A 23,951-nucleotide genomic window follows, 5' to 3' on the forward strand; every position below is an offset into this window, starting at 1 on the left:
TGATTACATCGAGATGTTCTACAACGCAAAACGCCGCCATGGTTTCAACAATCAGCTGTCACCGGTAGAGTTTGAAAAGCGTTACGCAATGAGCTTGCAAGGTGTCTAGAGAATCCGGGGCGATTCAGTCGAATGGGCAAGGCTCGAGCGAAAAACACCACCGAAACCCAACCATCTTATGGGCTACGTGTTCGACCGGTATGAAAAAGAAATCATCCCAGGCAAGTCAATTCGTACCCAGTCCGATAACCGCAAAGAACTCAAGCAACTGAGAAGAGCGTTTGAGAGCGCCCCCATTGAGTCAATCACGCCCCAAGTAATAGCTCAATACCGAGACGCCAGGACAGCCAAGGTCAGAGCCAACCGTGAGATCGCCCTGCTCTCCCATGCCTTTACCATTGCACGCGAATGGGGGCTGACTGACAAAGCAAACCCTTGCTTTGGCGTTCGCCGCAACAAGGAAAAGCCACGGGACTACTATGCAGGTGAAACAGTATGGAACGCGGTATACGCAGAGGCGGTACAGGAGCTGAAGGACGCGATGGATCTGGCCTACCTTACCGGCCAACGCCCCGCCGATGTGCTCAAGATTGCAGCCACCGACTTGAACAACGGTTTCTTGCTGATTGGCCAGGGCAAGACCGAAAAACGCCTACGCCTTCGTTTGGAGGATGCAGGCGTACAGTCCGGGCTGAGCGCCTTTATCGAAGACCTGCAGGAACGTAGAGCAATCAACGGTATTCGGACCTCAACCTTGATCACCAACGCGTCTGGACTTCGAATGAGCCAGCAGATGTTGCGCAATCGGTGGGACGACGCGCGGGAGAAGGCGGCAATCAAAGCTGCGGCTGATGGCGACCCAGCATTGGCCACGAGCATTCGACAATTTCAGTTCAAGGACATTCGGCCGAAAGCTGCTAGCGAGATAGACCTGACACACGCGAGCCGGCTATTGGGCCACTCTACCGAGGAGATCACTAAGAAGGTCTATAGGCGAGTCGGTGAGATAGTAAAACCTACGAAATGACTCACATACCGTAGTCAAAACGGTCCGAGTTAGCCGATCACGTACCCATCACTCAGGTGTATCTAGGCACACCAAGCATACTAGACACCATTACCCGATCACCCACGCCTGCAGCTTCCGCGGCTAGCCTAATCGCTTTAATGTCCTCTTCTGCGAGGTGTGGTCCGAGGTAGATCCGGTCGACGAGTAGGCGAAGATCGACTACCACCCTAATACCTTCATTAGGAACCTCGGCACCGTACTCCTCAGCCAATCTAAGAGATATCACCAAACGAAACTCTTGCTCCCAAGAGAACGCCTGATGTTTATACATGAAACGTTCAAGCATGTTGACTTCGAGCCTCTCTTGAAGAAGATCGATGTATCTGACATTGCCAGCCCAGAGAGTTTCATCTGTATAGTCCTCCCTCAGCTTAAAGGGCTGGATTGCTTCAGCTAGCTTTCTAGGGCTACTTAAAATAGCCACGCCTTTCCAGGCCGAGGCATATAGCTGCCACATAGCATCACTTTCATATTCGGCACGATGCCAGCAGCAAATCTTTGTGAGACGCCGCAATTCTTCAAAGGCTTTCTCGCCATACTCGTTCTGCGGTAGAAACCGCGGATCGAGTTTTGTGCCAGGTGGCAGCACAGCAGTCGCACCTTCAAATGGATCCTGAAATTGACGTGCTGCAGCGAAATAAAGATTTTCGCTACCCATTAAGTCAAGAAATCGATCGGGCCTGAGATAACGCCATATCGGCTCATCTAGATCCATAGCTTCATCGAATACGATTCTCAAGATTTTACCTTTTTTTGCTGGCAGAAGTTTATTGAGTACCTCGAGATCAACCGTGTTCGATCTCTGCCCAGGAGGAGGAGGAACTTCGGAGCAAAGCGTCGTAGGAGCGAATCATTATTCGCCCACCAGACGATCGATTCCAAGCACTCTTCAACTCTTGCAGCTGCTCATCTAATTCTAACTCTTCTTCACGCCCTATGATGAGAAACCCTTTTGGCTCGCGAAAATCAGTCAATTTGAAATGATCGCGAAAAAAACTCTGATTCGCACTACAGTAATCCATGTACCGTAGCAATTGACAGATGCCCTGATTTGCAGTTTCGGAGAACGAAATATTTCTGCCATTTTTCCCGCGCTTAAATAGGCGAGCACTTGGACTTTTCAACTCGGCCACGCACCAGTAGAAGCCGTCTGAATTTTTTCCGCCAAACAGATAGTCAGGGCGTAAGCCTTTTTGTGACGGGGTTGCCCCGGGATCAATTAACTTTTGAGAAACAACCCACATGCCATGATGGCCAAAATTTGTAAAATTTAGGCACTGACCAAAAAACGCCGAGTTCTTTCTAAGAAAAGAATCTACGACGGTCTCACTAACGCCATCTTTAAGCAGTTCCATAAATGCTTTTTTGGTGGCATTACTGACCGCGCTAGACTTGACATAGTAACTCTCTGGAGGCCAATCTTTAGAGTAGGGCAGTTTCTCACCCGGCTTATAAATACGCATTATCTGTTTACCTATGCATGAGCGCAAATCAAAAAACCATCAACAACGCCTATTTACAAGACCATTTTCACACGATTGCAAGCGTAGCGGTTAAACCTTCATAAATAAAAAACACTATCACACGGAGTCATTTTCCAACCATCAAACATCCCAATCTTTCGCACGTTTACTTCTTTGCTTTTCAAGGACATCCATAAAACTCAAATTAATACGAATAGTGCTTATCAATGCACAGATTTGAAGTCCGCTGACGAAAAGGAGACCAAACTGACATGTACCTTTGATCCAAGCTTCTGCATTGAAGCCAAAATTTTTCCCAATAGATACAAGTACTAAAAGCACAACCGCAACAATCATAGTTGAAGCTGACTGCACTATAACGCTAATAATCTCTGTAAGTCTTGCGGTGTACTCTCCACCGGCAGAAAAGTCTACATTTACTAAGTTTTCACCCTTAAGTGTTTTCAAAACACTGGGGTATAGAAATGCAACCCAAATACTCATAATTGTAAAAATTGCACCCGCGATGCCAACGAGCAAGCCAAGTATGCTTGATACCGCGGCGGGATCGATTTCAACTCTAAAAAAAAGCATCAAGAGAGGAGTTATCAAGCAAGCAATAATCGCTTTCATGAAGTTACCCTGGCTACCGACTCGGCTGGTTCATCCGTTTTTTTAGCACCGCTTACAATTGGTAAAAACACATCCCTAGTTGCCGACAATGCCTTATACAATTGATCACAGCTGTATGCATCGATGGCTGGCGGAAGTACAACACGCTCCACAATTCTATGGCTTTTAATCGATGTACCACTTTCATTTTCATCAATAAATATAACATCCGCCCAGCCATCATCACTAAAGCCAGATGAATACGTGATCAATTCTTTTATTTGTTCAAGAGAGGGCGTAGCCTCCAACCTAATCTCAACCTTTCTGATATTGTCGTCTGTCTCTTTCGCCTTAGGAAAAAACTTCGCCATGAACGTTTGAAAATAATTAAATATCTCAATATTTGCCTTGTCGAGGCCATCTTTCCCCGAGACAACCACCTCCATCTCTACTTCCTTAGCGGCATCGCTAACGACAACCTCGTTACGCAATAGCATATACTTGGTTTTTTCGCAAATCCTCTCCAAATACTCTTCACTCGTCTTAAAGATCTTGATGCAAGCAGAGAACTTGTAAAGCAAATTATATGTTTCAGGGCTTTGAGGGAGACTAAACGCAATTCTCGTCTCTGAGTCACCAGGCTGGCGAGAGTTATAACCAGGGAATTTAAGTCGGTACCTTACACAATAATTAACCCACTTCTGCATAAGCTCCGAATCGCACTTTGAGTCATCAAACTTAAGAGAAACAACTAGATCCTTATCCGGCAAAATCCAATAGTAGCAAGGGTGTCCCCAAACATAATTTTCACCTGTCGTCGAGGCAGTATTCGTAATATAGTTACCCGTGGGTTTTCCATCTGACCCGATTTCCAGACCTCGAAAACCCCGAGTATCTGTCGGATCATGCTTCCACAATACGACCATAAACTCGCCGTTAGGAAACTCCTTAATTTCGCGACAGTAGCACATTACGGAATCAGTGCCGGACTCTCCTTTTGTCGGCCAAGGAGCAGTGTCTTTAAAGCCGCGACTATTTACCCATTTGGTAAGCGCGCGAAAAACAGTGCTGGTTTCCAGTCCATAATTTTTTGAAATCAGCTCCTTTCCAGAGGACTTTCGCTGAACACGATAGAGACCGCTACGCTCGATATCAAAAAAATTCAGATATCCATAATTATGTTCTTTCTTAGGCTTTGACATTAACGACGTACTTCCCTGTATTATAATTTTCGAATTGCGAAAAGGTTATTGACACTTATCGCGTCTGGCTTTTCGAGAAAGCACTAAAGCATAGGCTGTACCCTCAGATAGGTAAATCACGCACTCACTTGCCACGTGGTGATGGTCCTTCCGTGAGCACTCCAAGCGCTCCTCAACCTACATCATAACTTCGAATGTGCCACCAGATGGTGGCAAAAATCCACTCCAATTGTAAGAAACCGGCTTGCAGCATCGAGAGCGAACTTTATCAAATGACAATCTCACCAAATGCGGCGCGTTTCTAGCCAAAAAAGGAGGCGAGTTGCGGAAGCGATTCAAAAAGTTGCGGAAGCGATCAGAAAATTGTAGGCAATAAAAAACCCCGTAGACGTTAATCTACGGGGTTTTTAAGAGTGGAGGCCGAGGTCGGAATCGAACCGGCGTAGGCGGATTTGCAATCCGCTGCATAACCATTTTGCTACTCGGCCTCAAACGATCAATGCCAAAACCACCGACATTCACCGCATATAAACTTGAGTGGGCTATGTGAAGCCTGCCTCTACTCTATCTCATTGAAAACATTGAAGTTTTTTATGCCTCAGTGCGTTCGATGGCGGCAATTATGTACTGATTTGCCGAGGCTGGCAAGCCCTTGATTTCAAAAAATATTCTTCTGTGAAGCACAGCAGGGGCGGCTGGCCCCTGCCCTGCCTACGCTTAGTAGCCCAATGACAGCCCGGTATTGCGCCGTGGGTCGTTGGCGCCGTAGAAGCGGTTGTTGCCCACAGGCTTGCCGTCCAGGGACGGGGCGCCGACGAGGATGGCGGCCAGGTGGTTGGCGTCTTGGGGGCCGGCGAATTTGTGGCCCCAGCTTTCGAGGATTTTCTGGGTGTCGGGGCTCAGGGCAAAGGTTTCGAGGTTGGTGCTGTCGGGCATCCACTGTTGGTGGAAGCGTGGGGCGTTGACAGCTTCCTGGATGTTCATCTTGTAGTCGATGACGTTGAGGATGGTCAGCAAGGTGGCGGTGATGATGCGGCTGCCGCCTGGTGTGCCGATGACCATCACGGCCTTGCCGTCCTTGGTGACGATGGTCGGGCTCATGGACGACAGTGGCGCCTTGCCTGGGGCGATGGCGTTGGCTTCGCCCTGGACCAGCCCGTACATGTTGGGTACGCCGACCTTGACGGTGAAGTCGTCCATTTCGTCGTTGAGGATCACCCCGGTCTTACTGGCCATGACGCCAGCACCGAACCAGTCGTTGAGGGTGTAGGTCACCGAGACCGCGTTGCCCCATTTGTCGACGATGGAGTAATGGGTGGTGTTGCTGCCTTCATGGGGCGCGACGCCGGGCTTGATGGCCATGGAGTCGCCGGCCTTTTGCGGCTCGATGGCGGCGCGCAGTTTGGCGGCGTAGTTCTTGTCCAGCAGGTGTTCAACCGGGTTTTGTACAAAATCCGGGTCGCCCAGGTAGCTGTTGCGGTCCACGTAGGCGTGGCGCATGGCTTCGATCTGGTAATGGGTGCCCTGGGCCGAGCCGTAGCCCAGTTCGGCCATCGGGTAGCCTTCGAGGATGTTCATGATCTGGCAAATCACCAAGCCGCCCGAGCTGGGCGGCGGCGCCGAGACCACGTGGTAGCCGCGATAGTCGCACTCGATGGGCGCCAGTTCGCGGGTCTGGTATTTGTCCAGGTCGGCCTGGGCGATGATGCCCTTGCCGGCCTGACTGGAGTCGACGATGGCCTTGGCCACCCAACCTTTGTAGAAGCCATCGGTGCCCTTGGCGGAGATTTCCCGCAGGGTGCGGGCCAGGTCTTTTTGCACCAGTTTCTGCCCGACCTGCAGTGGCTCACCCTTGTTGAGGAAGATGCCGCGCAGGTCCTGGTCTTTTTTGAACTCTTCGGTAGCGCTGTGCAGCATGTCGATATCGCCCTGGTCGAGGGCAAAGCCGTTTTCTGCAAGTTTGATCGCCGGCGCGATCACTTGGGCGCGCTTGAGGGTGCCGTATTTGCTCAGGGCCAGTTCCATGCCGGAGACGGTGCCGGGTACGCCGACGGCCAGGTGGCCTTTGGCGCTGAGGCCGGGGACGACGTTGCCGTCCTTGTCCAGGTACATGTTGGCGGTGGCCGCCAATGGGGCTTTTTCACGGAAGTCGAGGAAGGTCTTGCGCCCGTCCGCCAGTTGCACGGTCATGAACCCACCACCGCCGAGGTTGCCCGCTGCCGGGTAGACCACCGCCAAGGCGTACCCCACGGCAACTGCCGCATCCACGGCGTTGCCGCCAGCCTTCAAGACATCGACGCCCACGTGGGTCGCCAGGTGCTGGGCGGTCACCACCATGCCGTTTTCACCGGCCACCGGGGCCTGGGAGGCCGCCTGCACACCGCTGAATGTCAGGACCAGGGCCGTCGCGATCAAGGTTCGGGTAAAGGGTTGGTAGTTCATCCGTGGATACTCTGTTTATTGGAAGCGTTAAACGTAGCTGCTTTCGCACAGCAACCCCAGCCAGGTGGCGCGTTTCAGACAGAGCTTGTCGGTGCCGGAATGCTATATTCGCCCCGCCCTACTCATTGCCCATGAGACACACCGATGCCCACGGTCGCCGACCCGATCCACGCGCTGTACCACAAGATCACCTGGAAGCTGATTCCCTTCCTGTGCTTTTGCTACCTGGCTGCCTACCTGGACCGGATCAATATCGGTTTTGCCAAGTTGCAGATGCAAGACCAGTTGCAGTTCAGCGAAACCGCGTTCGGCCTGGGCGCCGGTCTGTTTTTTGTCGGCTATATCCTGTTTGAAGTGCCGAGCAACCTGATCCTGGAACGCGTCGGCGCGCGGATCTGGATCGCCCGCATCATGATCACCTGGGGCCTGCTCTCGGCCTGCACGCTGCTGGTCACCTCGACCACCCAGTTCTATGTGCTGCGGTTTTTGCTGGGTGTCGCCGAGGCAGGATTCCTGCCGGGGGTGTTGTATTACCTGACCACCTGGTTCCCCACCCATCGCCGGGGGCGGGTCATTGCGCTGTTCATGATCGGCCTGCCGCTGTCCAGTGTGATTGGCGGGCCGTTGTCCGGCTGGATCATGAGCCACTTCGACCAGATGGGCGGCCTGCGCGGCTGGCAATGGCTGTTCCTGCTTGAAGCGTTACCCAGCGTGCTGTTGGGAGTGCTGGCATTCTGGGCGCTGCCCAATACCTATCACCAGGCCAAATGGTTGTCCGCCGCAGAAAAGGCCTTGCTGCAAGAGCAGTTGCGCGCCGATGACAGCCACGCCAGCCACAGCCCACGGCGCTTTCGTGATGGGTTCTTTAACCTCAAGGTGTGGATGCTCGGCGGCATCGACTTCTCGATCCTGCTCAGTGCCTATGCCATGGGTTTCTGGATGCCGACCCTGATCCGCAACGCCGGGATCAGCGACACCTTCCATATCGGCCTGCTCACCGCCCTGCCCAGTGTCGCCGCGCTGGCCGGCATACTGCTGATCGGCGCCAGCTCCGACAAATACCGCGAGCGCCGCTGGCACATTATCGTGCCCTTTCTGGTGGGTGCCGTGGCCATGGCCAGCAGCACCTTCTTCAGTCATAACGTGGTCGCCACCGTGGCCCTGTTTGCCGTGGCTTCGGCGGCGATCCTCGGCGCCGTGCCGGTGTTTTTCAGCCTGCCGGCGACGTTCCTCACCGGCACCGCGGCGGCCACCGGCTTTGCCCTGGCCTGTTCCCTGGCGAATATCGCCGGCTTGGTCAGCAACTCGTTGATGGGCCTGGCAATCGACGTGACCGGCAGCAGCGCCGGGGCGATGTGGTTCTTTGCCGGGAGCCTGGTACTGAGCTGCTTGCTGGTAATCGCCTTGCCGGCGAAGTTGGTCAACCGGTAGGAGCGCTCCCACAAGGGGATGCAATATCAGGACAACATCAATGGCCGCTATGGGACATGCCTGCCGGCTGCTGCAACAGCGCCAGATCTATCTCCTCAAAGCGCAGCACCCGCCCGCCGGTATCCGCCGCGACTTTCTGTGCCACCGCCTGCTCGGCAAACGAGGCCAATACCACGCCCATGGCGCCCTTGAGCCCGGTACCGAGCACGTAGTAAGCGGTCTTGGCGTCGATCAAATGTGCATCATCCGGGGTGTCCCAATGGCTGCGCCCCATGTCATGCACGTACAGCTTGGACGGCGTGTGATGATTTTCCGGCTGCAACCACCAGCCGAGCATTTCTGCCGTGGAGCAAAACTTCTTCGCCGCCCCCTGCTCCACCACCTCGCCCTTGGGCCCCGGGAATTCGCTGATCACCATGCCGCACACATGGCACTCATCCGTCGGATGAAACGCCACCGGCCCATCACCTACGCCCGCCGCCACCGGCTTTTCACACCCGACCAACAGCAGGCTCAACAGCAACACCAACCCGATTTTCATGCTCATCTGCTCCACTAATAAAAACTCAGGCTGCGCGCCGCCCAAACAGCCAATAGGCCCAGGCCAGTGGCCCTGCAACCCATGCCGCCAGGCACAGCCACAACATCGCCGCTGGCACCGCCAGGTCGCCGCCCAGGGCCATCACGCCCACCGACGCCGGGCCGGTATCGAAGCCCGACAGGTTGATCAGCCGGTACACATCCGCCGGGTTGAACAGCAATAGCCAGGGCAACAACGTCGGGCTGAACTGACCCTCGCTAATGACCAGCAGCGCCAGCAATGCCAGGTCGAACACCAGGACAAAAAAGAACCACACGCCCAGGGCCAGCCCGGCCGCCGTGGACTTCTCTGCCGAGACGGCGCTCAACACATACGCCAGCCCCAGAAAGCCCCAGCCGAGCAAGGTCGAGGTCAGCATGAATCGACCAAAGGCCCAGAGCAGCAGGCTGAACTCGACATCATCCACCAGCAGCGCAATGGCGAGCATGGCGCAGCCGAATCCAATAAAGGTCGCCAGGGCCAGGATCAACCCATGGCCGACGAACTTGCCCAGCAGGATCTGCCCTCGCCCCAGGGGATAAGTAAGCAACAGCAGCAAGGTGCCGCTTTCGTCCTCACCGACAATCGCGTCATAGGCCAGCAACAACGCAATCAACGGCATCAAGAAGGTTGCCAGGCTGGCCAGGCTGGCGATGGTCGCCGGGATCGAGGTAAAGCCCAGTTGCCCGGACGCCGCCGCGCCCAGCCAGGCAATGCCGATGGCCAGCACCGCAAACAACAGGCTGATCGCTAACAACCAGCGATTGCGCAGGCCGTCGCTGAACTCCTTGCGGGCCATGTTCCAGATCGGCGTCATTGGGCGTACTCCACGGGGTTGTCCATGTAATGGCGGTACAGGTCCTCCAGCGACGGCACGATGATTTCCACATCGCTGGGGCTGTCCTGATCCAGCAACTGACGCAGCAGGTCCAGCTTGTTGCCGTTGAACGCGGCCACTTGCAGGCCTTCCACACCCCAGCGCCGCGTGACGTGGCCAGCCTCGCTCCAGCGTTTTTGCAAGAGCGCCGCACGCTGCAGGCCACTGCTGCGGATCAGGGTCGGCAGCCCGGCTTCTTCGCGCAAGGCCGCCAGCGTGCCAAGAGCCAGCAATCGGCCCTGGGTGAGGATCGCCGCACGGTTGATATGCGCCTCCACGCCCGGCAGCACATGGGAGCAAAGGATGATGCTGGTGCCCTGCCCGCGCAGGCGGTCGAGCAAGCGATACAAATCCTGGGTGGCGATCGGGTCGAGGCCCACGGTGGGCTCGTCGAGCAACAGCAAGCGTGGTTCGCCAAGCAGGGCCTGGGCCAGCCCGAGGCGCTGGCGCATGCCCTTGGAGTAGGTCTTGACCCGCCGCCGTGCCGCCGCCGTCAGGCCGACGTCTTCCAGCAGGGTCGCGACCTGGCTCATCGGCGCGCCCTTGAGCCGGGCAAAATGCTGCAAGGTCTCCAGGCCGCTGAGTTGCGGGTAAAAGGTCACGTTCTCGGGCAGATACCCAAGCATGCGGCGCACTTGAGGATCGCTGGGCGCGCGGCCAAACACCCGTACCTGGCCGCTGCTTGCCTGCAACAAACCCAGGATCAGCTTCATGCTGGTGGTCTTGCCCGCGCCGTTATGACCGAACAGGCCCAGCACCTCCCCCGGCGCCAGGCTCAGGTTCAGGTCATGCAGCACAGTGGCGTGCCCATAACGCTGGGTCACACCTTCGATTTCGACGACAGGCATCATGCGGGCTCCTTGAGCAGGGATAGCGTGGGGTCTTTCATCAGCGGATGACTGTCCATCACCCCCGGCGACTTGATCACCGGAAACGCCCGCTGCACCCAGCGCAGCAACTCGATGCCGGGGCTGTTCATCAACAGGCGCACCTGGGGGTACAGCCACAGCAGGCGGTCGACGTTATCGTTAGGCTCATAGGCCACATCCCCCAGGCCATCGTTATTGCGGTCCCAACCCAGGTAGTCGCTCCAGAAATTACCGCGACCATCCGCCGACCACTCCTGCAAGCGCGTGGCCACGTACTTGACCTGGCGCTGATTGCCGACAAAGGCGTTGCCCGCAATCCGGTTGTCTTCGGAGCCGGCCGTGAGGTGAATGCCCACCGCGCTGCGCCCGAAGTGGTTGTGTTCGATGCTGTTGAACAGCGAGTTGTAGATAAACAGCGCCTTGCCTTCGGCACCGGTGATCATGGTGTCGCCCGTGGTACCGTCGCGCACATCGTTGACGACGTTGTCGCGCAGGGTGGAATAGGTGATGTAGTTCATCAGGATCCCGTAGTTCTGGTCCTGTTCGGAGCGATTGCCAATCACCGTCAGCTTGCGGCTTTGCATCAGGGCGTAGCCAGTGCGGGTGCGGCGGGTGATGTTGCCCAGCACCTGGTTGTCGTTGGCGAACATGTAGTGGATGCCGTAGCGCAGGTCTTCCAGGGTGTTGCCTTGCAGCAGGTTACCGTTGGAGGTGTCGATGTAGATGCCATCGCGGGCATCCCGCACCTGGTTGCCAATCACCCGCGCGCCCTTGACCGCGTACAGGTGGATGCCATTGCCCCGGTCCTGGGAGCGCATCGCCGGGTCGCCCTGGATCTGGTTGTCGATCACGCTCACATCCGCCGTGCCATCGACCCACACACCAAAACCCTGGCCGCGCATGTGGTTGCCCTTGATCACGGCACCGTGGGCCTTGGGCTGGATGAAGATCGCCGCATTCATCGCGGTGAGGTCATGGCCCCAATCAAGGAAGGTACAGCCCTCGACGGTGACGTCGGGCGCGTTGATCAACAGGCCGTTGCCCAAGCCCTGGCTATGGATCACCGCACCGGGTTCGCAGGTCAGTTGCAGGGCTTGGTCGATGCTGAAAGAGCCCTGGTAGTCGCCGACGGGCAGGCGCCAGTGGTGCGGGCCTGCGGCGACCAACGGCAAGTCGGTGATGGGCAATACAGCGGCACTGGTTATGGCCGAAGACAGCAGCCACACAAACCCGGTCAATAACGTGAGGGGTCGAGCCACGGAGTATTCCTTTTGATCAAAGCCCAATCTATGGAGCGACACAGATCTAGTGTGGGAGCGGGCTTGCTCGCGAAAGCGGTGGGTCAGTCAAGTAATTCCTGGCCGGCACACCGCTTTCGCGAGCAAGCCCGCTCCCACATTGGTGGGCGCTCGCCGTTAGGTCCGCTCGACCAACATCCGCCCTACCATCTCCATATGCAGCGCATGGCAGAACCAGCTGCAGTAGTACCAATGCAGCCCCGGCTTGTCGGCGATGAAGGTGATGGAAGAGGTCTGCTGCGGGCTGATTTCCATGCTCACGCCATGGTTGGTCATGACAAAGCCGTGGGTCACGTCCTCGATCTGGTCGATATTGGTGATGGTCACGGTGACTTCATCGCCATGCTTGACGGTGAACTCGGTCAGGCCGTAGGTCGGCGCCATGGAGGTCATGTACACCCGCACTTTCTTGCCGTCACGGATCACCTTGTTATCGGTCTCCAGCTTGATCCCGTCCTTGGCCGCGATGGCCACGGTTTCGGCAAAGAACGGGTCGTTGCGTTCCCAGATCTTCTTGGTCTTGATCTGGTCGCGCCGCGCCATTACGCAGTCGTGGGGTTCGGCGAAGGTCGGACCGTCGTGGACCAGTTTCATTTCATCGCCCGAGATGTCGATCAACTGGTCGTTTTCCGGGTGCAACGGGCCGGTGGGCAGGAAGCGGTCCTTGGAGAACTTGCTGAGCACCACCAGCCATTGGCCGTCGGCGTCCCGGGTTTCGGTCAGCGAGGCGTGGTTGTGGCCTGGTTGGTAGTGCACATCGAGCTTCTGCTTGATGTAGTTGACCTTCTCGCCGCCATAGGCGCGGATGGCTTCGGCGATGTTCCACTTCACCACCTGGCTGTCGATAAACAGCGTGGTGTAGGCAAAGCCCCGGCCATCGTAGGTGGTGTGCAGCGGCCCCAGGCCCAGTTCCGGCTCGCCGACCACCACGCCGCGCGGGTCCTTGATCTTGTCGCTGAACAGGTCGTCGAGCTTGTCGATGGCGATGATGGTGCAAGTCGGTGACAGCTTGCCGTTGGCGATAAAGTACTTACCGTCCGGCGAGGTGTTGCAGCCGTGGGGGTTCTTCGGCACCGGGATGTAACGGGTGAATTCGCTGTCCTTGCCATCGTCGCCCTTGCGCCCGTCCACCACCGGCACCTTGACACCATCGAGGTTGATGAACTTGCCGGCCTTGATCGCCGCTTCGATGCGCGGGATGTTGAACACCACTACCCAGTCACGCTCGTTGCGCATCATGCCACCCAGGTCGGACGCCTTCTCCGAGTTGTAGCAAGTGGCCGCGGCGTATTTGCCGGTGTAGTCCATGTCGGCGTTGTCGAGGTTGCCGTCGACGATGACCTGGAAGGCCATTTCCATTTTTTCCGCGTCGATGGCGTTGAACATAGTGAAGCTGTTTTTGTCTTGCAGATCGAAGGTGTGGCCGTCATTGGGGTGCGGGATGATGAACTCGGCGTTGCAAAAAACGTACTTGGTGTACGGCACTTTTTGCAGGCGCAGGCCGTGGATCGCCTGGGCGTTGGGCACCGTGACAATCTTGTCGCACTTCATGATGTCCAGGCGGATCCGCGCCACGCGGGTGTTGGCCTTGTCATTGATAAACAGGTATTTGCCGTCGTAGCGGCCATCGGTGGTGGACAAGTGCGGGTGGTGGCAGTCGCCGTTCTGGTACTTGGCACCCTCGCCTAGGATGCGCTTGCTCTCGTTGGTCAGGCCCCAGCCAGTGGCCGAGTCGACGTTGAACACCGGGATGCGCATCAGTTCGCGCATCGACGGCACACCCAGCACCCGCACTTCGCCTTGGTGGCCGCCGCTCCAGAAACCGTAGTACTGGTCCAACTCACCCGGCCCCACGTGGATCTTCGACTTGGCTTCCTTGGCCGCCGCCGCAAAGGACTCGCGGGTAAATACCGTGCCGCCAAGGGCCGTGGCCCCGGCCAGTACTGCACCGGTGACTGCGCCAGTGCCAAGGAAACCACGCCGGCTCAGGCCTTCGGGTTCCGGGGTGGCCCCGGCTGTTTTCGATTCGCTGTCGTTCATGATGTGCTCCAGAGGGGAAAAGTGGGTGCCCAAGGCCGTCATTCAGGCACCGCCACCTGCACCACCGGGATCAATTGCCCGGTGGTGGGTGCGGCCTTGTTGCGTTTTTTGCGCTTGTTGATCAGGGGCGGGCATTTGTGGTCGTTGTGCCAGGTCATCTGGCAGTCGAGGCAGTAGTGGCATTCATTGGCGTTGATATGACCGTCGGGGTGGATCGCCTGGATCTCGCACTCCTTGGCGCACAACTGGCACGGATCGCCGCATTCTTTGCGCCGCTTGAGCCAGTCGAACAGGCGGAACTTGCTCGGGATTGCCAACGCCGCGCCCAGCGGGCAGACATAGCGGCAATAGACCTTGCGCGTGAAGATGTTGATCACCAACAGCGCCAGTGCATAGGCCACGAACCACCACTGGCGGTCGAAATGAAGGGTAATCGCAGTCTTGAATGGCTCCACTTCGGCAAAGCGTTCGGCGGTGGCCATCGACTCCAGGGACAGGCCAAACAGCCCCAGCAGGATCAAATACTTGATCGCCCACAGCCGCTCATGCACGGCAAACGGCAGCTCGAACTGGCGCACCTTGAGCTTGCGTGCCGCCTCGTTGATCAGCTCCTGCAAGGCACCAAATGGACACAGCCAGCCACAGAACACCCCGCGCCCCCACAGCAGGATGCTCGCGGCGGTAAAGACCCAAAGCATGAAGATCAGCGGATCGGTGAGGAACAGCTCCCAGCGGAACTGCTGGAACAGCGCATGCACAAAGGTCAGCACATTGACCACCGACAACTGCCCCAGGGCGTACCAGCCGATAAACACCACGGTAAACAGCAGATACCCGCGACGCACCCAGTGCAGCAGGCGCGGGCGCCGGGCCAGGCTGTCCTGCAGGAACAGAATCACCGTCAACACCGCCAGGGCAGCGCCCAGCACCAGGATCTGGAACTGCTTCTGGTACCAGATCGTCAGCCACATCGGCCGGTTGGCTTCGTCGATGGCGGCCTGTTCAGCGGCGGTCGGCAAGGGCCGCTCCAGATAGGCCTCGGGCATCTGGTAGGGCAATTCAAAGCTGGTGAAGGTGCCGCTGACCGGACCGGTCTGGCGCCGCACCAGCAGCTCCAGGGTCCAGGCCGAACCCGGATCGAATTTCGCCTGGGGCCGCACGATAAACAGCGACATTTCATCGAACTCGGGCATGCCCTCGGCAAACAGGTCGTACAGCCGCTGGTGGTCCATATCGCGAAAGCTGATGACATTGCCGAACTGGCGCAACTGCACCCGATCAAAAATCCCGCCGCGCACGTAGCCCGAACCCTTGAATGAAAACAAGCCTCGCCCCAGCACCGCGATGGCCTGCTCACCAGGCTTGAGGCCCTGCATCAACACTCGGTATTGCGCCTCGCCCAACAGGTTGCGGCCAATACTCGGTGCGTTGAGATCAGCGACATACAAGTCGATAAACGTCTCGTCGCCCTGCCCCGGCCCCGCCACCTCGACGCCCTCAGCCTCGGTGCCCTTGAACGCCTCATCCACCTGCCCACGCGTCAGATGCAGGCGGCGCACTGCGCCATTGCCGGTCAACTGTGCCCAACTGGCGGGTTCAAACAGGTCGCTGCGTACCAGGGCGATTCTCTGCGCAGTGCTGGCCTTGTCCTCGATCAGCTTGAGCGACACCGCCACTTCATGGGCCGCCCGCATGATCACTTCATTGACCACCATCGCCGTCACCGTGGCGCCGGCCACCGCATCCACGGTCACCGCCTGGCTGTCGCTGGAGCGCCCCACCACCACCCGCTGCTTGACGTTGATCCCGCTGTAGCGGGCGGTGAAATCATGCAACTTGGCCTCGGGAATGCCGATCAGCAGAATCGGTTCGTGGTGCTCCAGCACATAAGCATCACGGATCACCCCGGCCGGATCGAGGATCACCTGGGTGTTGATCGGTTTACCGGAATAGGCCGGGATATCCACCACATCCAGACTCTGGAACACATAGCCAATGACCACACCTTTGGCCGACAGCGTGCGTACCTTGAACTGGCCTTCGGGGCCGGAGATGGCGTCTGCCTGCGGGAAGATCTTGTCGATGCGTTGCTGCTCGATCGCGCCGTAGGTCTTGGCCTGGGCCGGGCCAGCCAGGCTGAACAGCAGTACCAGCACTACCAGCCAGGTGACAGGACTTGCAGCCAGAGTAGCGAGGGTCGAGGGCTTGGGGCGGTTCATGGGCTCACTGACTTCAACGGCCGGAATATGAAGTCGATGGTAGGTGGCAGGTGGCCAGTGAGCCCTTGATTGAAATCAAGTCTGGGGAGGGTGCGGCGTTAGGGCGCGGGGCTACATCCCCAACCAACCCGGCAGCGCCAGTGAGATAAATGGCACGTACGTCACCAGGATCAGGAACGCCAACAGGATCATCAACCACGGCATCGCGGCGCGGATGGTCTGGCCCAGGGTCAGGCCGGTCACCGCCGAGGTCACGAACAGGTTCAACCCTACGGGTGGGTGCACCAGGCCGATCTCCATGTTCACCACCATCACAATCCCCAGGTGAATCGGGTCGATGCCCAGCTTCATCGCAATCGGGAAGAAGATCGGCGCCAGGATCAGCACAATCGCCGATGGTTCCATAAAACTGCCAGCGATCAATAGCACCACGTTGACCATCAGCAAAAAGCCAATCGGGGTCAGCCCTTCGGAAATGACCCAAGCCGTGATTTCCTGCGGGATCTGCTCGGTGGTCAGGACATGGGCAAACAGCATGGCGTTGGCGATGATGAACATCAGCATGATCGACAGGCGCCCAGACTCCAGCAGTACTTTGGGGCAGTCCTTGAGGCGCATGTCCTTGTACACGAACAACGCGACAAACGCCGAGTACACCGCCGCCACGGCTGCCGCTTCAGTGGGGGTGAACATCCCGCTGTAGATACCGCCCAGGATGATCACCAACAGCAACAGGCCCCAGAACGCGCGGCGGGCACAGCCCAGCCACTGGCTGAACGTCGCCCGGGGCTGGGCCGGCAGCTTCTTGATCCGCGCCACGATGTAGATCGCGATCATCAGCATCAGGCCCAGCAGCAAGCCCGGGATCACCCCGGCCATGAACAGTTTGCCCACGGAAGTTTCCGTCGCCGCCGAGTACACCACCATCACGATCGAGGGCGGAATCAGGATCCCCAGGGTCCCGGCATTACAGATGATCCCGGCACCGAACTCCTTGGGGTAACCAGAGCGCACCATGCCGGCCACGGCAATCGACCCCACCGCTGCCACCGTCGCCGGCGATGAACCGGACAACGCGGCAAACAGCATGCAGGCCAGTACTGCCGCAATCGCCAGGCCACCGCGGATATGCCCGACACAGGCGTTGGCAAAATCGATCAGGCGTTGCGCCACCCCACCGGTGGTCATGAACGCCCCCGACAGCAGGAAGAACGGAATCGCCAGGAAGGTATAGGCGTCGCTGGTTTCGAACAGCTTGATCGCCAGGGAACTCAAGGAATCCTGGCTGAACATCAGGATCGACATCGCGCCCGACAAGCCCAGGGAAATGGCGATGGGCACGCCGAGAAACATAAACACCAACAGCAGCAAAAACAGGCAGAGAACGGCCATCAGTCACGCTCCTCATGGCTGCCGGCCAATTTGCTGGCTTCACCGGCTTCATCGGCCAACCCCAACCCGACCTGGCGGTGGGTAAACAGGCGGTAGAAAATTTCCAGGTAGCGGATCAGCACCAAGGCGAAGCCAACCGGCACGATCAGCACGATATGCCCGACCTCCAGGCCAAAATGGTCGAGGTCTTCGGCACCGATCCCGGCCGTCATCACCGCACTCACCCACTTGTAGCTGGCAACCATGAACAGCCCGGCGTAAGCCAGGCAGCACAGGCACGCCAGCATCCCCAGCAGGCGCTGGACCCGGCGTGGCGTCAGGCGTACCAGGGCATCCACGCCCAAGTGGCCGGCGGTGCGCACGCCATAGGAAATACCGAAGAAAATCAGCCAGCCAAACATCGCCTTGGTCAGCGCGACGCTCCAGGTCATGTCCTGGGCCCAGGTCATGGTGCCGTCGCCCAGGGCGTTGAAAAAGCCACTGCTCCAGGCCCACTTGTCAGCCAGGGCAAAAAACAGGGTGTAGATGTTGTTGAGCATGACGTAGACAAACGTCACCAAGGTCATGGCGGCCAGCAGGAAGGCGATAAAACCTTCCTCCAGATGCTCCCAGACGCGCCTTAGGGATTGCATGGCAAAACCTCGCGAAGCAGAGATGGATGGTCGGGTGGTAACCGGGTCAAAATGTGGGAGACTGGTACACCCCGAAATCACTGGTTGGCAGCGTCCGCGGCCTTGATCAGGTCAGCGCCAATCGGCCCCTCGAACGTCTGCCACACCGGGCGCATGGCTTCGCGCCATAGCTGGCGTTGCTCAGGGGTCAGCTCGATGATTTCGCTGGTCTTGGCGTCGATGATTTTTTGCTTGGCCGACTGATTCAGCGCTTCGGCCTGCTTGTTCACCTCGACGGTGACTTCGACCATGACCTGCTCCAGGACGGTGCGGATCTCTGGCGCCAGGCCATTCCAGAACTTGGCGTTGGTGATCACCATGTAGTCGATCAGGCCGTGGTTGGACTCGGTGAAGTACTTTTGCACCTCGTTGACCTTCTGGCTTTCATAGTTCGACCAGGTGTTTTCGGTGCCATTGACGGTGCCGGTCTGCAACCCCTGGTAGACCTCGGCAAAACTCATCTTGCGCGGGTTGGCGCGAATCGCCTTGAACTGTTCTTCCAGCACACTGGAGGCCTGCACGCGAAACTTCAGGCCGCGGGCATCCTTGGGTTCATGCAAGGCCTTGTTGGCCGACAGTTGCTTGAGCCCGTTGTGCCAATACGCCAGGCCGAGGATGTTCTTGTCCTGCATCGACGTCAGCAGTTGCTTGCCCTCGGCGGCCTGGAAACGGTCGACGGCGGCCAGGTCATTGAACAGGAATGGCAGGTCGTAGATCTGCACTTGCTTGGTGTATTGCTCGAACTTGGCCAGGGACGGCGCCAGCATCTGTACGTCGCCCAGCAGCAGCGCTTCCATTTCCTTGCCGTCGCCAAACAGTGACGAGTTGGGGTACACCTCGACCTTGACCTTGCCCGGCAAGCGTTCTTCGACAAGCTTCTTGAACAGCAGCGCGCCCTGGCCTTTTGGGGTGTTTTCGGCAACCACGTGGGCGAACTTGATGACGATCGGATCCGCCGCCTGGGCCAGGCCTGCGGCAAACAACGTGGCGGCGCACAACAGCGCCCGAGAAAGCTTGAGCATGGGAATCACCTTTTTATTGTTGTGGTGGTGTCAGGCAAGGTGCCTGATGTCACGCGTGTAGTGAATTTCAAATATTTGAACCCTGCGTTCGGCCAAGCCGAACGCCAACCCTAGGAACAATGCAGCTCCAGCGCCTGCATTCAGATCAGGCTTGGTCAGTCAGAGCTGGGCTGCCAGCAGCCTTTGCGCCCGCAACAACACCGGCGCATCCACCATCTGCCCATCGATCTGATAGGCCCCTGCCCCATGGGCACCGGCATCCACTACCCGCTGGGCCCAGGCCAGGTCCGCCGCACTCGGCGCCAGGGCTTCATGGATCACCTGCACCTGTTTGGGGTGGATACACAGCGCCCCGGTAAAACCCATTTCATAGGCATGTCGGATCGAGTGGCGCAGGCCCTCGGGGTCGTCGATGGCCGGGTGTACGCCATCTAGCGGAGCCTCCAGGCCGGCGGCGCGGGAGTGCACGATCAGCGCCAGGCGCGCCTGATCAAGGGCAAAATTCGCCGCCGCCGAGTGGCTGCTCAGGTTAAGGTCCAGCGCCAGGTCCAGCCCCCCAAACGACAGGCGCTGCACCTGTGGTGCATGGGCAATTTCGGCAATAGCCAGCAGGCCCTTGGCACTTTCGATAATCGGCCAGATCAGCTTGCCAGCGGCGGCCACTACTGCCACCTGCGCCGCACTTTCCACCTTCGGTAGCAGCACGCCTGCGACGTTTGCATGGGTTTTGCAGAACGCCACATCCTCAAAGTGTTCATCATGCTCCGGTGCGTTGATCCGTACCCACACCCGGGCGTCAGGATGAGCTTGCAAGAATGCGCCAAGGTTGTCCCGCGCCTGGCGCTTGAGCGGCTCTTGCACCGCGTCTTCAAAATCCACAATCACTGCATCAGCGCCACTGGCCAGGGCCTTGGCAAAACGCTCAGGGCGGCTGCCCGGCACGAACAGCGCGGAGCGCACAATAGAATGCTTCATAACTGACCTTCCTGTTTTCACCCCTCCTGTAGGAGCCGGTTAGATGATGCCGCGAGTATTCAGGGATTCGATGGCCTCACGGGTGTAACCCAAGCGCTGGAGAATCCCTTGGTTGTGTTGCCCCAGCGCAGGCACAGCGTCCATGCGCGGGGTAAATGCGCTATTGCGTCCCGGCGGCAACAGCGACGGCAAGGGCCCGGCCGGGCTGTCGACTTCACGCCAGCTGTCACGGGCCTTGAGTTGCGGGTGATCCCACACGCCTTGCATATCGTTGACCCGCGCACTGGCGATCTGCGCGTCTTCCAGGCGCTGGATCACAGCGTGCGCGTCGAGTTGGGCAAAACTTGTGACAATGATCTGGCGCAGCACTTCGCGATTGGCCGACCGCTTGAAGTTGGCCGAGAAGCGCTCATCCGTCGCAAGCTCAGGCGTGAGCAGCACCTTGTCGCAGAACGCTGCCCATTCGCGCTCGTTCTGCAAACCGAGCATCACGGTGCCGCCGTCGCCCGTGGGAAACGGCCCATAAGGGTAGATCGTCGAATGCGCCGCGCCGGCACGCGGTGGCTGGGGAGCGCCCTCGAAGGCGTAGTACATCGGATACCCCATCCACTCCACCAGGCTTTCCAGCATGCTCACGTCGATGCGGCTGCCCTTGCCGGTCTTGCCGCGCAGCAGCAGGGCCGAGAGAATGCCGCTGTAGGCATACATGCCGGCGGAGATATCGGCGATGGAACAACCGGCCTTGGCCATCTGGTCTTCACCGGGGCCACCGGTCACCGAAAGAAAGCCGCCCTCACTCTGGATCAGCAGGTCATAGGCCTTCTTTTTTTCGTAGGGGCCGCCTTCGCCATAACCGGAAATATCGCAGACAATCAGCCGTGGAAAACGCACCTGCAGCGCCTCGAACGACAGCCCCATACGCGCCGCAGCTCCGGGCGCGAGGTTCTGCACCAGTACATCGGCATCGCCCAGCAACGTGTCGAGGATTGCACCGGCCTCATCCTGCTTGAGGTCCAGGGTCAGGCTTTCCTTGGAGCGGTTGGTCCACACAAAATGCGAGGCCAGGCCGCGCACACGCTCGTCATAGCCACGGGCGAAATCACCGCTGCCCGGGCGTTCGATCTTGATCACGCGCGCGCCTAGGTCGGCCAGTTGACGGGTACAGAATGGCGCCGCAATCGCGTGCTCCAGGCTGACCACGGTAATGCCGTCCAGCGGCCGTTGATTAGCAGTCATGACAATTCCTCAAAGCCAATGGGCCATGGACACGGCATTGCGCAGGTTCCAGGTTTTTTCGATCAAGGCACTGGCCTGGGCCGGCGTGCGGGCACCGCTGAACTGGCAGAGGCGCTGGAACTTGTCCGCCAACTGCCCACGGTTCAGGGTGTTGCCCGGGTCACCCTTGGGCTCGTCAATCGCACCGTGCAATGTGCGGCCATCGACGCAGGTCACGGTGACGCGGCCCAGCCAGCGTTGCGGATAGGCGTCGTCGACTTCGCGGTCGAGGGTCATGCTGACCTTGTCACGAAACGCAGCGACGGCGTGATCGCTCAAGGCCAACTGGTGAAACTCGGTGAGCCCGGCCTTGCCATGCACGGCGATCAGGCCGAGCACGGTGCCCATGGAGAATTTGGCCTGGTGTACGCTGGCCGGCACCGTCACGCGGCCGAGTACATCGATGGCGCCCTGATGCACACGCGTCTGGACCTTGGCGATATCCGCAGCGGCCAGCCCTTCGCGCTGCATCAAGTCCAGCAACGCATCGGCGGCCGGGTGGGTATGGCGGCACGAGGCGTGGAACTTGAACGAAGTTTCCAGCAGTGCCCAGCGGCTACCGAGGCCAGCCGACAATTTGCTCGGCTGCGCGTCGGTGGACATGCCTGCTGCCAAACCCTGGTCGCCTTCAAGGATATTGCGCGCACCGCTCAGGCCATCCGCCGTCAGGTACGCGGCAAGCAAGCCATCCGCAGCGGCCTTGGCCGTGTGCAATTGCTTGGAGTCGGCAGCATCGCGCAGGAACTCCCAGAGCCCGGCAGCCTGGGTGCCGGCGCTGCCGAGCAGATTGATAAACTGCTCCTCGTTGAACGCCAGCAACTTACCGACCGCCACCGCCGCCGCCAGGGTGCCGACCGTGGCCGTAGTGTGGAAGATGCGGTAGTGGGAACGGCCCATGAATTCGCCGATACGAATCCCGGCCTCATAACCGGCCACCGAGGCCAGCAACAACTCGCGACCGGATTTGCCGAGGTCTTGCGCAGCGGCCAGGGCAGCGGGGAACACCACAGTCGCCGGGTGCAACACCGAGCTGTTGTGCAAGTCATCCTGCTCCACCAGGTGCGATGAGGCTGCGTTCACCAGCGCTGCGAAATATGCACTGCTGCTGCCTGCGTTGACGATCACTTGCGCAGGTCCTGTGGCCGGGCCCATCTTTTGCGCATAGCGCTCAAATAATGGAATCGGGTGCGCGCCTTGGCTGGCCAGCGCCGAGGCCAGCCAATCCAGGTAAAGATCTTCGGTACGTGCCAGCACCGCCTCGGGCAACTGCGGGTAATTCAACTCGACAAGGAACCGACACAAGGCTTGGGTATGACTCATGTTCAGGCCCTCAAAAGCTGCGTGGCAGTTCGAGCAAATGCTCGGCCACGTAAGACAGGATCAGGTTGGTGGAGATCGGTGCCACCTGGTACAGGCGCGTCTCGCGGAATTTGCGCTCCACGTCGTACTCGCAGGCAAAACCAAAACCACCATGGGTTTGCAGGCAGGCATTGGCCGCTTCCCAGGACGCCTTGGCCGCCAGGTACTTGGCCATGTTGGCGCTGGCCCCGGCATTCACGCCGCTGTCGTATTCCTCGCAGGCACGCCAGCGCATCAGGTCCGCCGCTTCGATCTCGATATGGGCTTGGGCTATCGGGAACTGTACGCCCTGGTTCTGCCCGATGGGCCGGCCAAACACCACGCGATCTCGGGCATAGGCACTGGCCTTTTCGATAAACCAGCGGCCATCGCCGATGCACTCGGCAGCGATCAGCGTGCGCTCGGCATTCAAGCCGTCGAGGATGTATTTGAAGCCCTTGCCTTCCTCGCCGATCAAACTGTCCAGGGGCAGTTGCAGGTTGTCGAAGAACAACTCGTTGGTCTCGTGGTTGACCATATTGGCGATGGGTTGCACGGTCAGGCCGTTGCCGATAGCTTCGCGCAGGTCCACCAGGAAGATCGACATACCTTCGGACTTTTTCTTCACCTCGGCCAGCGGCGTGGTGCGCGCCAGCAGAATCATCAGGTCGGAATGCTGCACCCGCGAGATCCACACCTTCTGCCCATTGATCACGTATTCGTCGCCACGCTTGATTGCGGTGGTCTTGATCTTGGTGGTGTCGGTGCCGGTGGTGGGCTCGGTGACAGCCATGGACTGCAGGCGCAATTCGCCGCTGGCCAGCCTGGGCAGGTAGAAGCGCTTTTGCGCCTCGCTGCCGTGACGCAGCAGGGTGAACATGTTGTACATCTGGCCATGGACAGTGCCGGAGTTGCCGCCGCAGCGGTTGACTTCCTCAAGGATCACCGAGGCTTCGGCCAGGCCCAGGCCGGAGCCGCCGTATTCCTCGGGAATCATCGCCGACAGCCAGCCAGCATCGGTCAGGGCCTTGACGAAGGTTTCGGGAAAGCCCTTTTCTTCATCGACTTTGCGCCAGTAAGCGGCATCGAATTCAGCGCACAAGGCCCGCACGCCTTCGCGGATGGCGTTGAGTTCTTCGTTGTCATTGGGGTTCATAAACGGCTCTCCGCCTGTTG

The 23,951-nt window shown here is 58.6% G+C and carries 21 protein-coding genes and 1 tRNA gene; 3 read left to right on the forward strand and 19 right to left on the reverse strand.

Features of this window, described 5'->3' with window-relative positions:
• Both FJD34_RS09445 and FJD34_RS09450 read left to right on the forward strand, forming a co-directional pair.
• A partial coding sequence (locus FJD34_RS09445) for an IS3 family transposase (protein ID WP_130926105.1) occupies window positions 1-109 on the forward strand: 109 nt, incomplete at its 5' end.
• A gap of 69 nt (window positions 110-178) precedes the next feature.
• Window positions 179-1,027, forward strand: a complete 849-nt coding sequence (locus FJD34_RS09450) for a tyrosine-type recombinase/integrase (RefSeq protein WP_420892872.1) — start codon at window positions 179-181, stop codon at window positions 1,025-1,027.
• Window positions 1,028-1,079: 52 nt separating this feature from the next.
• On the opposite strand, the gene FJD34_RS09455 is transcribed toward FJD34_RS09450, so the two are convergent.
• The 6 genes from FJD34_RS09455 to ggt form a co-directional block, all read right to left on the reverse strand.
• Window positions 1,080-1,808, reverse strand: coding sequence for a DUF2971 domain-containing protein (locus FJD34_RS09455; protein WP_090290910.1), 729 nt, complete (start codon window positions 1,806-1,808; stop codon window positions 1,080-1,082).
• Between the two features lie 46 nt (window positions 1,809-1,854).
• Window positions 1,855-2,532: a Shedu anti-phage system protein SduA domain-containing protein gene (locus FJD34_RS09460; RefSeq protein WP_090290909.1), complete on the reverse strand. Its 678-nt coding sequence runs from the start codon at window positions 2,530-2,532 to the stop codon at window positions 1,855-1,857.
• Window positions 2,533-2,673: 141 nt separating this feature from the next.
• Complete coding sequence (locus FJD34_RS09465) at window positions 2,674-3,165, reverse strand: hypothetical protein (RefSeq protein WP_090290908.1); 492 nt, start codon at window positions 3,163-3,165, stop codon at window positions 2,674-2,676.
• Window positions 3,162-4,346: a hypothetical protein gene (locus FJD34_RS09470; protein WP_146552197.1), complete on the reverse strand. Its 1,185-nt coding sequence runs from the start codon at window positions 4,344-4,346 to the stop codon at window positions 3,162-3,164. The genes FJD34_RS09465 and FJD34_RS09470 overlap by 4 nt, the downstream gene beginning before the upstream one ends.
• A 414-nt stretch (window positions 4,347-4,760) precedes the next feature.
• Window positions 4,761-4,834 (reverse strand) — tRNA-Cys (locus tag FJD34_RS09475).
• A gap of 229 nt (window positions 4,835-5,063) precedes the next feature.
• A complete protein-coding gene (gene ggt / locus FJD34_RS09480; RefSeq protein WP_090290906.1) occupies window positions 5,064-6,788 on the reverse strand; it encodes a gamma-glutamyltransferase in 1,725 nt (574 codons plus the stop codon).
• Between the two features lie 144 nt (window positions 6,789-6,932).
• Between ggt and FJD34_RS09485 the strand changes: the two genes are divergently transcribed.
• Window positions 6,933-8,219 (forward strand): MFS transporter, encoded by a 1,287-nt coding sequence (locus FJD34_RS09485; RefSeq protein ID WP_090290905.1) that lies wholly within the window; start codon window positions 6,933-6,935, stop codon window positions 8,217-8,219.
• 37 nt (window positions 8,220-8,256) lie between these two features.
• Here the strand turns inward: FJD34_RS09485 and FJD34_RS09490 are convergent, their stop codons facing one another.
• The 13 genes from FJD34_RS09490 to FJD34_RS09555 all read right to left on the reverse strand — a co-directional run bounded on the left by FJD34_RS09490 (window position 8,257) and on the right by FJD34_RS09555 (window position 23,931).
• The gene (locus FJD34_RS09490) at window positions 8,257-8,766 is read right to left on the reverse strand and encodes a nitrous oxide reductase accessory protein NosL (protein ID WP_032860849.1); all 510 of its coding nucleotides are present in this window, start codon (window positions 8,764-8,766) and stop codon (window positions 8,257-8,259) included.
• A 19-nt stretch (window positions 8,767-8,785) separates the two neighbouring features.
• Window positions 8,786-9,616 carry an ABC transporter permease gene (locus FJD34_RS09495; RefSeq protein WP_032860851.1) on the reverse strand — a complete coding sequence of 277 codons (831 nt, stop codon included), beginning with the start codon at window positions 9,614-9,616 and terminating at the stop codon, window positions 8,786-8,788.
• Window positions 9,613-10,524 (reverse strand): ABC transporter ATP-binding protein, encoded by a 912-nt coding sequence (locus FJD34_RS09500; protein WP_032861110.1) that lies wholly within the window; start codon window positions 10,522-10,524, stop codon window positions 9,613-9,615. Before FJD34_RS09500 ends, FJD34_RS09495 begins: the two co-directional genes overlap by 4 nt.
• Window positions 10,524-11,783: a nitrous oxide reductase family maturation protein NosD gene (locus FJD34_RS09505; protein ID WP_373290086.1), complete on the reverse strand. Its 1,260-nt coding sequence runs from the start codon at window positions 11,781-11,783 to the stop codon at window positions 10,524-10,526. Before FJD34_RS09505 ends, FJD34_RS09500 begins: the two co-directional genes overlap by 1 nt.
• Window positions 11,784-11,960: 177 nt before the next feature.
• Complete coding sequence (gene nosZ / locus FJD34_RS09515) at window positions 11,961-13,883, reverse strand: TAT-dependent nitrous-oxide reductase (RefSeq protein ID WP_032860854.1); 1,923 nt, start codon at window positions 13,881-13,883, stop codon at window positions 11,961-11,963.
• 38 nt (window positions 13,884-13,921) lie between these two features.
• Entirely contained in the window at window positions 13,922-16,102 is a 2,181-nt protein-coding gene (nosR, locus tag FJD34_RS09520; RefSeq protein WP_090290904.1) for a transcriptional regulator NosR, read from the reverse strand.
• Window positions 16,103-16,213: 111 nt separating this feature from the next.
• Entirely contained in the window at window positions 16,214-17,494 is a 1,281-nt protein-coding gene (dctM, locus tag FJD34_RS09525; protein WP_032860855.1) for a C4-dicarboxylate TRAP transporter large permease protein DctM, read from the reverse strand.
• On the reverse strand, window positions 17,494-18,126 hold the full coding sequence (locus tag FJD34_RS09530; RefSeq protein ID WP_032860857.1) for a TRAP transporter small permease: 633 nt from the start codon (window positions 18,124-18,126) through the stop codon (window positions 17,494-17,496). The genes dctM and FJD34_RS09530 overlap by 1 nt, the downstream gene beginning before the upstream one ends.
• 77 nt (window positions 18,127-18,203) lie before the next feature.
• Window positions 18,204-19,187: a TRAP transporter substrate-binding protein gene (locus tag FJD34_RS09535; protein ID WP_090290903.1), complete on the reverse strand. Its 984-nt coding sequence runs from the start codon at window positions 19,185-19,187 to the stop codon at window positions 18,204-18,206.
• Between the two features lie 159 nt (window positions 19,188-19,346).
• Window positions 19,347-20,162, reverse strand: a complete 816-nt coding sequence (locus FJD34_RS09540; RefSeq protein WP_090290902.1) for an HpcH/HpaI aldolase/citrate lyase family protein — start codon at window positions 20,160-20,162, stop codon at window positions 19,347-19,349.
• Window positions 20,163-20,201: 39 nt separating this feature from the next.
• Entirely contained in the window at window positions 20,202-21,398 is a 1,197-nt protein-coding gene (locus FJD34_RS09545; protein ID WP_090290901.1) for a CaiB/BaiF CoA transferase family protein, read from the reverse strand.
• 9 nt (window positions 21,399-21,407) lie between these two features.
• Window positions 21,408-22,757 (reverse strand): MmgE/PrpD family protein, encoded by a 1,350-nt coding sequence (locus tag FJD34_RS09550; RefSeq protein WP_090290900.1) that lies wholly within the window; start codon window positions 22,755-22,757, stop codon window positions 21,408-21,410.
• A gap of 10 nt (window positions 22,758-22,767) precedes the next feature.
• Complete coding sequence (locus FJD34_RS09555; RefSeq protein ID WP_090290899.1) at window positions 22,768-23,931, reverse strand: acyl-CoA dehydrogenase family protein; 1,164 nt, start codon at window positions 23,929-23,931, stop codon at window positions 22,768-22,770.
• Between the last annotated feature and the right edge of the window lie 20 nt (window positions 23,932-23,951).

This window comes from Pseudomonas brenneri, assembly GCF_007858285.1.
GTDB classification, from domain to species: Bacteria; Pseudomonadota; Gammaproteobacteria; order Pseudomonadales; family Pseudomonadaceae; genus Aquipseudomonas; species Aquipseudomonas brenneri.